6 protein-coding genes and 2 pseudogenes are annotated in these 13421 nt (G+C 50.0%); 1 reads left to right on the top strand and 7 read right to left on the bottom strand.

The window, feature by feature from the left end:
• Window positions 1-217: 217 nt before the first annotated feature.
• From H6F88_RS02410 to H6F88_RS02445, 7 genes and pseudogenes are all read right to left on the bottom strand, one after another.
• Window positions 218-424, bottom strand: a complete 207-nt coding sequence (locus H6F88_RS02410) for a DDE-type integrase/transposase/recombinase (RefSeq protein ID WP_242050361.1) — start codon at window positions 422-424, stop codon at window positions 218-220.
• A 218-nt stretch (window positions 425-642) separates the two neighbouring features.
• A protein-coding gene (locus tag H6F88_RS02415; RefSeq protein WP_242050362.1) for an IS3 family transposase occupies window positions 643-2075 on the bottom strand; the annotation gives its coding sequence in 2 pieces (ribosomal slippage) (window positions 643-1703 and window positions 1703-2075; 1434 coding nt in all).
• Window positions 2076-2143: 68 nt separating this feature from the next.
• Window positions 2144-2365: pseudogene (locus H6F88_RS34270) on the bottom strand (IS6 family transposase); the annotation flags it as partial.
• Between the two features lie 141 nt (window positions 2366-2506).
• Window positions 2507-2923: pseudogene (locus H6F88_RS02430) on the bottom strand (GAF domain-containing protein); the annotation flags it as partial.
• A 56-nt stretch (window positions 2924-2979) separates the two neighbouring features.
• On the bottom strand, window positions 2980-5739 hold the full coding sequence (locus H6F88_RS02435) for a response regulator (protein ID WP_190641150.1): 2760 nt from the start codon (window positions 5737-5739) through the stop codon (window positions 2980-2982).
• The gene (locus H6F88_RS33835) at window positions 5736-9122 is read right to left on the bottom strand and encodes an ATP-binding protein (protein WP_190641151.1); all 3387 of its coding nucleotides are present in this window, start codon (window positions 9120-9122) and stop codon (window positions 5736-5738) included. The genes H6F88_RS02435 and H6F88_RS33835 overlap by 4 nt, the downstream gene beginning before the upstream one ends.
• Window positions 9119-12163, bottom strand: coding sequence for a hybrid sensor histidine kinase/response regulator (locus tag H6F88_RS02445; protein WP_190641152.1), 3045 nt, complete (start codon window positions 12161-12163; stop codon window positions 9119-9121). The genes H6F88_RS33835 and H6F88_RS02445 overlap by 4 nt, the downstream gene beginning before the upstream one ends.
• Window positions 12164-12561: 398 nt before the next feature.
• Between H6F88_RS02445 and H6F88_RS02450 the strand changes: the two genes are divergently transcribed.
• Window positions 12562-13254 carry an IS6 family transposase gene (locus H6F88_RS02450; RefSeq protein ID WP_190641153.1) on the top strand — a complete coding sequence of 231 codons (693 nt, stop codon included), beginning with the start codon at window positions 12562-12564 and terminating at the stop codon, window positions 13252-13254.
• Window positions 13255-13421: the final 167 nt, after the last annotated feature.

Raw genomic sequence — 13421 nt, forward strand, 5'->3', positions numbered from 1 at the left:
GGCTTTTTTGGCACGTTTTCATCATTACAAGCTCTCTCTTTGATCTTTGATTAAGTCGCTTCAAAAAGTTCTTGTAATTCATTCATCCGTTCAACACATTGTTCTCGTTGCTTAGACAGAGACACTGACTCTGTCATTCTTGCTCTGGGTCGCAAAAACTGCCTCACTTCATCAAATGCTTGGCAAAATCGTTTCGCACTTTCAAACGCTCCAAATCCTAGCATCGGATAGTACGTTGCTTGGTCCCTCGATGACTCTGCTCGATCGGATTTCCCAAACAACCTCTCACTTCATGCTCAACATCCGTTCCCAGTTCCTCATCGATTGCTCTGGGATATGAAGCTAGACCATCTGTCACCACTCTTTGCGGCAGTTGTCCTGCAACCTCATGCGCCCTAGCAAAGAAGGCTTTTGCTGCTGCCATGTCTCGTTTCTCATTCAACCTCACATCCACCCAGCTTCCATCCTCATCGATCGCACGCTACAAGTAACACCATCTGCCTTTCACTCGGATGTACGTCTCGTCTACAAACCAGATCTTGCCAAGCTTGCCTTTGCGTTTCGCTCTCAACTGCTGGATAAAGATGGAAGCAAAGCGTTCCGGAATGTGTCAACAAGAGTGAGACAGAGTAGAGCGAGAAATTAGTGTTGCCCGTGTCCCGGGGGAGTGGTGGCAACCGGGGAATTAATCCAAGCCTGAGTCGGAACGGCAGGGGGTAGAGGCAATCCTTTAACAAAGCGTTCTGGATGGGTAGAGTAGGCGGCTTGCAACACCTGCCCCCGATGTTGAGTGACGCTTTGAGCTTGTCCATAGTGCAGCATCGCGGGGGTTAACAAGCCGATACCGCTATGGTGATGCTCATGGTTGTACCCCTGGAAAAAGGTTTGGCAAAAGGTGCGAGCATCTTCAAGCGAGCCAAACTGCTTGGGGAAGAGGGGCTGGTACTTGAAGGTTTTGAACTGGGCTTCGGAATAGGGATTGTCATTAGAGACATGAGGACGAGAATGAGTTTTAGTCATACCTAAATCGGACAGCAGCAGAGCAACCGCCTTAGAGGTCATAGCAGCGCCTCGGTCGGCATGAATCGTCAATTGTCCGGGCTCGATCTGCTGCTTGAGAGTGGTTTGCTCAATCAAGCGTTCTGCCAGGTTTGCCGATTCCCGATGCGCCACCATCCATCCCACCACATAACGACTGAAGACATCAAGGATGACATAGAGATAGAAGTACGTCCATTTGGCAGGTCCATGTAATTTAGTGATGTCCCACGACCACAGCTGGTTTGGCCCAGTTGCTAACAGTTCGGGCTTCTGGTAATTGGGGTGGCGCAGTTGATTACGTCGTTCCCTCACCTCGCTATGGTCTGCCAGAATGCGGTACATGGTGCGAATCGAACAAAGAAAGGTGCCTTCATCCAGCAGAGTTGCGTACACTTCCTGCGGCGATTGGTCTAGAAAGCGGTCATGGTGCAATACTTCCAATATCTGTTGTCGTTCCTCATTGCTCAAAGCACGGGCAGGTTTAGGTTTGGGTTTGGACTGCTGCCTAGGTTGTTGTTTGCGATAATAGCTGGCACGACTAACTCCTAATCCGATGCAAACAGGTGCAACACCCATCTTAGGAGCCAGTTGTTGGACCGCACTCATCAATCGTTGTTGTCGTTGTGCTGGGTCGCCAGCGTGATGTTTAAGATCGCCGAGGCTTTTTTTTGGATATCAATGATCAACTCAGCTTGTTCTAAACGTTGACCCAGCCGTTGATTCTCCCGTCGTAGCCGCTCTACCTCTGCACTCAAGGGGTTCTCGGGGGTAGGTTTGCGTCCCCGCTTGTTGTCCGTTAATGCAGCCAGTTGTCCGGCTTGTCTTTGCCGTCGCCAGGTCGTCAAGTGCGAGGAGTACAGTCCTTCGCGCCGTAAAATTGCACCAATTTGTCCTTCATTACAGGTGTCCGTTTCCTGCAGAATTCGCAGCTTGTACTCGGCAGTGTGAATCCGCCGCTGGGCTTTTTCTAGTACTTCGGGGTTTGGTACACCCGATGCTTGAGAACCGTTGTTATTAGAAGAGGGCATGACCATAAGAGTTCACCTGAACTAGACAGTAATTTGTGAGCGGTCAGGTGTCTCACTCATATTGTCACAGAGGGTTCTTCCCAATCGCGCACTGTTTCATGCGTGAACTCAAATCCCCGCAGCAGGAAGAATTCGGCAATGTCGCGAAAGCTGAGCTTGTAGCGCAACCGGCACAGCAGGACTTGGAACACGATATCGGTGGGCACCTCGATGAAGTTGAAGGGAGTACCTGTCCGTTCGTTAAAAGTGCGGCAGCACTCCTTGCAGCGAAACATGGCATAGCCCAGGTCAGTTATGCGCTGTAAGCGAGTGGTACGAGCTGAGCAACAACCAGGTCAGTTCATGGAGCGTGGGCTGGGTAGAAATTGGGGGCAGTAGCCAGTTTATCAAGTCAGGACTTCCGCCCTCAAGTTGAGTACCCAGTTCTGACAGTTTCGACACAACGTCCCTAGATTGAAGCCGTCCCGAGTGAGCAGAGGCGCACCGCCATAGAACCGCACCCCTGGTTCACTTTGGACGAAAGGATTGCAGGCAAAACGATCGTCGAGTCGAGCATCGGGGATAATCAGCGGCTCATCAGTTAACACCGCAAAGCTGCAAAGCGTGTCGTCACGCGGCACTTCACTTGCCCCAAAACCAACGCAGGACTTAAACCACGCTCTCGATTCATCAACTAGCGAAATAAGCGCAATCGGCATGTCAAACAGCTTCGCTGCCAAGCGGGTAATGCGATCAAACGCAGCTTCAGGCGGCGTATCTAGAATCTTGTATCGCCGCAGTGCTGCCAATCGTTCCGTTTCATTGGCGGGTAAGCGAGGTAAAGGTAATGGAGATTTAGGTGATGCTTCAGTCACGGTTTATCAAGCAAGAGGGGCTAAGAGGTTGCAATGGAGGCAGAACAGCATCAGCCCTATCCAGTTTCTTTTGTTGATAATGTGTGAGTCATTCTTAGTGACATGATGGTTCTAATTAATTCCTCTGGCTCAATAGGCTTAGCGAGATGTCGTTGAAATCCAGCTGAGAGCGCTCTCTGATAATCAATTTCCCCAGCGTAGGCGGTCAGGGCGATCGCTGGAGTTTGCCCTCCCAGTTCAGAAGAAAGTGTTCTGACCCGTTGGAGTAGCATGTAGCCGTCCATCTCAGGCATCCCGATGTCGCTCAACAAAACGTCGGGTTTAAGCTGAGGCAAAACAGTAAGAACTTCACCGGCTGAGGCAATGGCTATCACGCTTGCTCCAGCTTGCTCTAGCAAGAAGGCAACAAACTCTCGGGTATCAGTATCATCATCAACCACTAAAACCTTGATGCCGCTCAACTCCAAGGACTGCTCAATCGGATCGCTATCCTGGTTAGCTAGTGATTGAGATAGCATAAGCGGAAGCTTGATGGTAAAAGTTGCCCCCTGTCCTTCGCCAGGACTATTTGCCTGAACTGTTCCTCCATGCAATTCGACTAAGTGATGCACGATCGCAAGTCCTAACCCTAATCCCCCAAACTGGCGAGTGGTCGTGCTGTCCGCTTGACGGAAGTAGTCAAACACATAGGGCAAGAAGTCAGAGGAGATTCCTTTACCCGTGTCAGTGACGACAATTTGAGCATGAGCGCTAAGGCGTTGTAGCTCAATTTCTATCCGCCCCCCTTGGGGCGTAAACTTAATTGCGTTTGAGAGCAGATTCCAGATCACTTGCTGCAACCGAGACGCATCTCCCCAGATCTGTCCGACATCTGGTGCAAAAGCTGTCCGTATCTCAAGAGACTTAGCCTCTGCTGCCAACCGTACAGTTTCCATTGCAGCTTGAATCGTCGCAGTTAGGTTCACTGAACCCACGTTGAGACTGAGCTTACCGCTTAGAATGCGGGAGATATCAAGTAAGTCTTCAATCAGTTCGGATTGCAGCTTAGCGTTACGTTCAATGACTTTCAGCGCTTCTGTTGTCTTAGCCGCATCCAGTTTTCTCGTTTGCAGCAACCTGGACCAGCCCAGAATCGGATTCAGGGGGGATCGTAACTCGTGAGAGAGCACGGCCAGAAATTCATCTTTGACCCGATTAGCAGTTTCTGCAGCTTCCCGCGCCGCCCGTTCGCGCTCCAACAAGCGTTCGCGCTCCTGGTTGGCTCGCTTGCGCTCAGTAATGTTTTCAGTAAAGAGGATAATGCCACCAACGTCTCCCCCACTGTCGTACCAGGGAAGAATTTCCCAATGTAGCCAGTGACCTGAACCATCCGCCCGAGCATAATAGTCCTCTTCACAGCGCTCCGTTGCTCCGGCTAGACACCGTTGATGAACCGCTCGCCAATGCTCGGGAATATCATTCATCACCTCATAATGAGATAGCCCTCTTAGATCGGTATAGGTTGGAGCGTATTCCTGCATCCACCGACGGCTGGCAAAGAGATAGCGCATCTCTTGATCCAGCATCACCACAGCCGTGGGAGTATGCTCAATAAACCGTTGCAGCGTTTGATTGGCAGACTGCACGCGGGCTAATAGATGTTCCCGTTCTTGCTCTGTCTGTTTGCGCTCTGTGATGTCCTGGACGACTCCCAGCATTCCTATCACGTGCTCTGAAGGTCCATACTGGGCCCGTCCCTTAGCGGCAACCCATCGTTCGCTTCCACCCAGCTGAATTACTCGGTACTCAATGTCATAGTCACTATGCTGGGCGATCGCTTGTTCAACTTGTAAGCGTGCCTGCTCTTGATCGTCTTCATGCAATAGAGTTTGAATCTGCCCCCAAGTCATATAAGGACCGGGTGGAATGCCAAAAATCTTAGCGGCTTGATCTGAAAACGTTACAAGGTCGGTTGCTGCATCCCAACTCCAATCTCCAAGCTTTGATGCCGCTAATGCCATGCTTAATCGTTCAGCACTATTCCGTAGCGCTGCCTCTGTCTGCTTGCGAGCGCTAGTGTTAGTGAACAAAATTGCAAGCTGGTGAGTTTTAGGATCACCAATGGGAAAGGCATTGACATCAAACCAACGTCCGTTCATGGCGATCGATTGATTCTCAAACCGTATGGGTTTGCCTGTTTGCACAACTTTGCCATACACCTCAACCCAAAAAGGTTCAAGATTTGGGACGAGTTCTCGCGCCGTTTTGTCCGTCGCTTGCTGGAGTCCCGTCAACTTTTCAAATGCCGGGTTAACTTGAAGGAACCGATAATCAACGGGCTGATTATTCTGGTCAAACAGCATCTCACAAATGCAGAAGCCTTCGTCGATCGACTCAAACAACATTCGGTATTGGGCTTCCGATTGTCGCAATGCTGCTTCTGCTCGTTTTCGTTCTAGATGTTCTTGGGCTTCTCGCAATGCCCGACTTACAGCAGGAACTAATCGTTCCAGGCGTTGCTTTAAGACGTAATCAGTGGCTCCCTGTTTCAGTGTGTCGATCGCCAGTTCTTCACCCAGGCTGGCAGAGACAATAATAAATGGAGTGTCAGGACAAAGGTTACGAGCAATTTCTAACGCTGAGATGCCATCAAAACCGGGTAGGGTATAGTCTGCCAGAATTAAATCAAATTCATTAGTTTCTAATGCCGCTACAAAGTCGGCACGAGTTTCCATTCGCTGCAAATCACAGTCGATGCCACCATCGATTAACGTAACTTGTACCACCTCTGCATCGAGGGGATTATCTTCAAGCAGGAGAAATCGTAGGGCGGTCATGATGATTTCTCCTGCTGTTTCGGTAGCGAGAAGTAGAACGTTGCACCCTGATCGATCGCACCTTCAGCCCAGGTACGTCCTCCATGTCGATGAACAATTCGCTGGACATTGGCGAGTCCGACTCCAGTTCCGGGAAACTGCTCCTGTGGATGCAACCGCTGAAAAATGTTGAATAGGCGATCGCCATATTTGGGGTCAAACCCTGCCCCATTGTCTCTGACAAAGAAAATGATTTCTTGCTCCTGTTCTATGCTGCCGATTGTGATTCTAGCTTCAACCTTTTCTTGGGTGTACTTGATAGCATTAGAAAGCAAATTCTGCCATACCAACCTCAACATTGCTGGGTCGCCTTGAGCGGTTGGTAATGGCTCGATCTGCCAGTGAATAGTTCGCCCAATCAATTCCGATTGAAGTTGCTCCTGCACCTGCTGCACCAGTTGGTTTGTTGGAATGAGGGTAAAACGTATTTCTGTTCGCCCCATGCGTGAAAACTCCAGCAGGTCATCCACCATCTTTCCAGCCTGAACTGCAGACTGCGTGATGATGTTTAAATATCGCAAGCTGGTTTCATCCAGTTGGCTAACATCAAGCTTTTTGAGAAGCTGCTGGGCAAAGCCATTGATGTAGCGCAAAGGAGTTCGCAAGTCATGGGACACAGAGTGGGAAAACGCCTCTAATTCCTGGTTAAGGGCTTCTAGTTGAGCCGTGCGCTGGTTAACTCGTTGTTCTAATGTTTCGTTGAGTTCATGTAATGCAGATTCTGCCCGTTTGCGATCGCTAATATCTCGAAAGTAAATAGACGACCCTCCTTGCAGAGGGTAACAGTGAACCTCAAACCAAGTATCAAAGGCAGCATTAAACAGCTCTAAATCGACTGTGATTTGCTCTCTAATAGCTTGACGAATACTGGCTTCAAGTGAGCCACTTGCATCAGGAAAAGCCTCCCATACGGTTTTACCCAGCAGGTCAATCCGTCGTTTGTGCAGAAGCGCCTCAGCTTTTTGGTTGACATAGATGTAGTGCCACTCATGATCCAGGGCAACAAATCCATCGGTGATGCTCTCTAGAATGTCTCGAATCCGCTGCTGCATTGCGGCTTGTCGCAGTTGTCCTAGTCTCAGGTTGGCATCCACACGAGCTAGCAACTCTCGTGCCGAGAACGGTTTAATCAAGTAATCATCGGCCCCTGCTTCCAAACCTTCTACCCGTGATTCTTCACCTGCGCGAGCAGAGAGCAAAATAACCGGAATTTCTCTCGTCTGCGAGTCAGCCCGTAACTCTCGCAACAACTCAAATCCATCCATTCCTGGCATCATGACATCGGTTAATACCAAGTCAGGTACCCGCTGTTGAGCAGCAGTTAAAGCCGCAACACCATCTGTCACGGCTGTCACCTCGTAGTGTTGGCTCAACAATCGCTTCACATAATCCCGCATATCGGCGTTGTCATCAGCGAGGAGAATTCGGGCAGTAGAGGAAGTTGAGGGCGGATTGGGAGTGGGAGTAGAAAGGATGTCCCCACTCCCGCTCAAGTGAGTGCTCACGTCGAAGCTCATTCCCCATTTCCCATTCCCCTCCTCCGGCAACCAACGCAAGGCTTCTTCGACAAACGCACTTGCCTTTACTGCTGTAGATGCCAGCGTGGAAGTAACACCGATCTGCTCGGGTGGTAGATGAGTACATCCGGTCGGAATGGCGATCGTGAAAGTAGTACCCTGATTCAGTTGGCTTGTGACATCAATCGTGCCACCGTGTAATTTGACCAGTTCTTGCACCAGTGAAAGTCCAATGCCTGAGCCTTCATAGCTACGTCCTCTGGCTCCTTTCACCCGATAGAATCGTTCAAATAGATAGGGTAATGCCTCGGATGGAATGCCTGTGCCTGTATCTTGCACAGTTAATTGAACAGTGTTTTCTTGAGGTTGAAGGGAAACTGAAATTGTTCCGTTAAAGGTAAACTTAAATGCGTTTGAGAGTAGGTTCAGGATAATCTTTTCCCACATCTCACGATCAACATAGATCGGCTCTGGTAAGGTTGGGCAATCGACAAACAACTGCATTCCTGCGCTTTCGATCGCCGAGCGAAATACGCTTGCCAACTCAGTGGTAAAGGTTGCCAAATCCGTTGGTTCATAACTTGCTTGGATGCGATCGGCTTCAATCCGCGAAAAGTCGAGCAGCGTGTTCACGAGCTTCAACAACCGCTGACTATTGCGATAGATAATGCTAATTCGCTCATGTTGTTGGGGAGGAAGGGGATTGCTGACATCTGCTAGTGCGTCCTCTGCTGGACCTAGCATCAGCGTGAGCGGGGTACGAAACTCATGGCTGACGTTGTTGAAGAAGGCTGTTTTGGCGCGATCGAGTTTGGCTAGCATCTCTGCCCGCTGTCGTTCTTCTTCGTAGGCTTGAGCATTACGGATGGAGACTGAAACCTGTCCAGCCAGAAGCTCGTAAAATGACTGGTAGCCTTCATCCAACGCACAGTTAGGACTGATGCCACAAATGAGCACTCCCAACGGTGCAGCCGCGCTAGATGAAGGGATGGGCAAGCTGATCGCCTGATGTACGCTTTCGTTCCAGGGTCCGCCAGAAATAGCGAGGTCACGATCAAGTCCTGTGGCGATCGCGGTTTGTCCCATCATGACTGTTGCCAGCGACCATCGATCGGTTGATTCTGTAAGTGAGACGGTTGTTGAAGCAATCTCTTGATCGCCGTTTACCCGAACGCTGCCACATAGCCGAAGAGTGGGGTTGTTTGGATCGGGTAAGTAGATCAGGGCAAACGGTATATCCAGCGGATACTCAGCGATCGCAGCCAAAATATCTTGACAGGTTGCATCCACACTGCGCGTCTCACTTGCCCGTGCTGCCAGGTCACGCTGTAACCGCAAGCGTCGCTCTCCTAATACCTGCTGGGTCACTTCACTACAAACACAGAGCATCCCGCGAATCACGCCTGTGTCATCTCCGACAGCACTGTAAGACAAGCTGAAATGTGCTTCCTCGTTGTAGCCAGAGCGGTTCACTGCCAACATCTGATTTTCCACCCAGTTGGGAATGCCTGTCGTCATCACTTCGGTGATCATCGGTCCGATCACATCCCAGGATTCGGCTTGGGTTTCCCGAATCGACCGTCCTAGCGCATAGGGATGCTTAGTACCAATCAAGTTGATATAGGCATCATTGTAAATTTGAATCAATTCCTGTTCCCACAGCAAGATCATCGGATAACGCGAGCCTAACAGCGTGCGAACCGTTGACTTTAGACTTTGTGACCAGGATTCCACAGCGCCCACTGGAGTCTGTGCCCAATCCAATGCCTGCATCCGTGTCCCCATTTCCCCAAACTTAGGAAAGAGACTTGTTCTTTGTTCGTTCATTCGCAGTCCTCCCTCTCCCCCACGTTAGGCCTGTAGGTGCGGTTAGGAAAAGTGGGGTAAGCCGATGTTGAGCTAACCTCAGATCTTTGAGTCAGGGCAATCAGTTTAACCAGCTGCTCTGGCTCCACTGGTTTGGCAATATGGTGCTGAAACCCAGCGGCGATCGCTTGTTTTTGATCCAACTCTCCTGCATAGGCTGTTAGAGCGATCGCGGGAATCTCTCCTCCCTGCTCTGGTGGTAAAGTTCTTACCTGCCGCAGCAACATATAGCCGTCCATGTCTGGCATCCCAATGTCGCTCAGAAGGACATCGGGTTTAAAACGCATTAATGCTGTCAAGGCTTCTCTTGCAGAAGCGGCTGTGTTCACCTTTGCCCCAGCTTGTTCCAATAGAAACTCAATGAAGTCTCGCGTATCGGTATCATCATCTACCACTAAAGCTTGTACACCATTCAAACTGAGAGAGAATTCCAAGGGTTGAGGAGCTTGATTAACAATGGTCTGAGACAGCATCACTGGAACTCTCACCATGAACGTAGCTCCCTTCCCTTCCCCGAGACTGTCTGCCTGAACAGTTCCCCCGTGCAGTTCTACCAGGTAGCGGGCGATTGCCAGCCCTAACCCTAATCCACCAAACTTACGAGTAGTCGCGCCATCCTCTTGCCGGAAATAGTCAAATACATAAGGTAAGAAATCGGGAGAAATCCCTTTCCCAGTGTCACTAACGGTAATTTGAGCTTGATAGTCAACCTGCGTTAATCGCACCTCAACCCGTCCCCCTTCTGGTGTGAATTTGACGGCATTAGAGAGCAAGTTCCACACGACTTGCTGCAAGCGAGTTGAGTCACCTGAAACCAGTCCTACTTTAGGGTTTAGCCTTGTCTCTATTTGAATCGACTTGGCTTCGGCTGCCAGTTGTATCGTTTCGATCGCTGCTTGAATGACTGATGCTAGATTAACGGGACGGACCGTGAGACTCAGCTTACCGCGTAGAATTCGGGAGATATCAAGCAAGTCTTCAATCAGTTCAGATTGCAGCTTGGCATTCCGCTCAATGGTGGTGAGTGCTTGCTTTGCTCTTGTCTCATCTAGCTTGCCACTTAGTAGGAGCCTTGACCAACCGAGAATGGGATTGAGGGGTGATCGCAACTCATGCGATAACACCGCCAAAAACTCGTCTTTAGTACGGTTGGCGGCTTCAGCTACCTCTCGTGCAATTCGCTCCCGTTGCAACAGTTTCTCCCGTTCCTGTTCCATCTGGTCTCGTTCGGCAGTGCGTCTAGTCAGGCGATCGCGCATGTCTGCAAACACATTAGAGAGGTGGGCTACCTCGGTAATAGTGCTTTGCGGCAACGGGGCTTGAGTATCTCCAGTGGTGAGCTGATCAGTTGCATAGGCTAATGTCATCAGAGAGTTTGATAGCCGACGGGCGACACGCAACCCAATAATTAATGCGATCGCGGCAACGGCTAAAAGAGTTTGAAAATCTCGATTGCGTCTAGCATTGAGTGCCGCTAGAACATTAGAGGCAGGGCGTTCGACTACAATACCCCAACCAATGTCGGGAACCTGAGCATACCCCGCCAGTTGCCATTGTGCTTGATCCCAATAGTGCAGCCCACCAAAAGCTGCTTCCTGCTTCAGCAATGCCGCAACGGGGGGAGCTTGAGAGCGATCGGAAAAGGAGCTGACCAGACTAGCATCTGGGTGGGCAATTACTCGTCCCTGATCATTTACTAGATAGGCCATGATATCGGCAGTCTCCCCTGTCTTGATCAGTTCCCCTGTCAACTTTGACGACTCGATCGCTCCGGCTGCTACTCCCGCAAACTGTTGATTTGCATCATAAAAGGGGGCTGTAAAGGTAAAGATCGGCTTCTGTAAAACTCGTCCAATGCGAACGTTGAGGGTGGTTTGTCCCAGCTGCGCTGCTCGGTATGAGTTGAAGCTTGCAATGGATGGACCTAACACTCGATCATCACTGCGGGCGATCGCATTTCCTGCTGCATCATAGGTTGTCAATACAGTAATGTCAGGATATGCCTGATTAATCAACTGAAGGAAATTGCGCTGCTCAGAAGCAGTCATAGCTGCCAAATTAGGCTGTTTAGCTAACGCATGAACAGCAGCCCGATGCAAATTGATATAGTTGGCAACGTCTTGAGCTAGAGCCCTGGCTAGCGTCTGCTGAAGGGTAAGGGCTTGATTGATCACTGCTTGTTCTTGTGGCAGTGCGATTAGGGTAACGATAAAGAGAAGCGGCAGAGCAACAATCCCTACAAGAGTTACGGCTAGTTGAGTTTGTAAAGACCTTGGTTCAAGCCGACGAAGATAGGGACCTAACCACGGTAGCAATGCCAACAGCGTCCCCAAGCCGCCATAAAAGAGAACAGAATTCCAGGTGGGAAACCCTAACCCGATTGTCCACGACCAGAGCATTCCCCCGGCTAGTAGATGAGCAGCCTGAAAGAGCCGTTTTGGTAGTTTGGGGTAGAAATAGGCTGCTAATAATGCTAGCCCACTAACCAGGTAAGCAATGCCATAGGGCAGCAGATAGGGGCGAACCGGATCATACAGACGAGCATCAAACTGCGGGTTAAACGGAATCAGAACAATGATTCCATCCAGCACCATCCGAATGCTCATCAGCAGGGCAAACAGGTCAATTCCGTTTCTAAAATTTCGGCTAGGACGAGTTTGCAGGAAAGGGGCGATCGCCGTTCCAAATCCTAAAGTGACAAAATCTGCAAATGCCGTCCAAGTGCCTGCAAACAGATGCCCACTAGCAGCCTGTAGTAGAGCAGAACCCGCTAGCAGATGAGCGAATAGAACAATGGAACGGTGAGGTACCAGCGTCACGGCAGCAATCAAAATGGCACCCGCAACTACCTGCCAGGCTCCAAACCCGGGTAAGTGCGGCTGGATGGGAACAAAAACATGGGTATTGAGTGTATGGGGCACCATCAACATCAACGTGCCTCGAATGGCAATGTAAATGCCAATAAACCACTGCAAGGTGTCGATCCTGATTTGCCGTTTCATCTCACTTTCCCCAGTATCAACCTGACTAACCAGCACTAAATCTGGTTTAGCAAACGAGCGATCGCTCCTATCAAAACTTCTGGTTCCACAGATTTAGAAATATGCTGTTGAAACCCTACCGCCATCGCCTGCTGATAGTCAATTTTCCTGGCATAAGCAGTGAGGGCGAGCCAGCCCTAACCCTAGCTCACCAAACCGTCGAGTGGTGGCAGAACTCTCCTGGCGGAAATAGTCAAATACGTAAGGCAAAAAATCAGCAGAAATGCCCTTACTCGTATCGCTGACGGTAATTTGAGCTTGAGAATGTCTGTTTGATTCGGATATCTACTCGGTATTGTCAAGTTAACGCCAACATAGAATAATCGGACTAATTCCACCTTGTTCGCGGCTTCCGGTTCATGTACTCCCGTCATCGCTTTCCTGGCGAAATCATCAGTTACTGCGTCTGGCTTTACTACACCTTTCCCCTGAGCTACCGGGATATCGAAAAGATGATGCTCTACCGGGGCATCGAGGTGACCTATGAGTCGATTCGGGAATGGTGTAGCAAGTTCGGACAGCAATACGCGAATCAAGTGCGACGTAAACGACCTTATCTCACCGATAAGTGGCATCTTGATGAAGTCGTTGTCACCATCAAGGGACAGCAATACTACCTGTGGCGAGCAGTAGACTCAGCGGGCAACGTGCTCGACATCTTGATGCAACAGCATCGCGATACCCAGGCAGCCAAGCGGTTTTTCCGCAAACTCCTCAAGCAGCAAGGCTTTGTACCACGAGTGATCGTGACAGACAAGCTGAAAAGCTACGAAGCTGCCAAAAATCAGATGCTCAAGAGCGTAGAGCACCGAGCGCACAAGGGACTGAATAATCGAGCAGAGAACTCGCATCAACCGACTCGAGTGCGAGAGCGACGGATGCGAGAGTTTAAGTCACTCGGACAAACGCAACGCTTTCTTACTGCGTTTGAACCAATTCGAGACCACTTCCACCCCAAACAACATCAACTCACTGCCCAACGCTACCGGGAACAAATGCGCCAACGCATTCGGGACTGGCAAGAGATTGTTGGCTTGAAATCTGCCCTATAATCCTGCGATTCCAACTTGCCAAGAATTATTGTGCTGATTCTTCAACTTCTTCGATTAAGTTGACTGCGAGGATAGAAGAGTATTGCTTCTGCCAATCTGACCCATAAGTTGACCGGCTTCGTGCCTTTGTATTGATTTGTCGATTGGTAGAAGCAATACATCTATTG

This window comes from Oculatella sp. FACHB-28, assembly GCF_014696015.1.
GTDB lineage: Bacteria > Cyanobacteriota > Cyanobacteriia > Elainellales > Elainellaceae > JAAUTN01.

Excerpts from the sequence above, each read along its gene's own strand:
- H6F88_RS02410 (WP_242050361.1), bottom strand. The coding sequence starts at position 424 with ATGGCAGCAGCAAAAGCCTTCTTTGCTAGGGCGCATGAGGTTGCAGGA.
- H6F88_RS02435 (WP_190641150.1), bottom strand. The coding sequence starts at position 5,739 with ATGACCGCCCTACGATTTCTCCTGCTTGAAGATAATCCCCTCGATGCA.
- H6F88_RS33835 (WP_190641151.1), bottom strand. The coding sequence starts at position 9,122 with ATGAACGAACAAAGAACAAGTCTCTTTCCTAAGTTTGGGGAAATGGGG.
- H6F88_RS02445 (WP_190641152.1), bottom strand. The coding sequence starts at position 12,163 with ATGAAACGGCAAATCAGGATCGACACCTTGCAGTGGTTTATTGGCATT.
- H6F88_RS02450 (WP_190641153.1), top strand. The coding sequence starts at position 12,562 with ATGTACTCCCGTCATCGCTTTCCTGGCGAAATCATCAGTTACTGCGTC.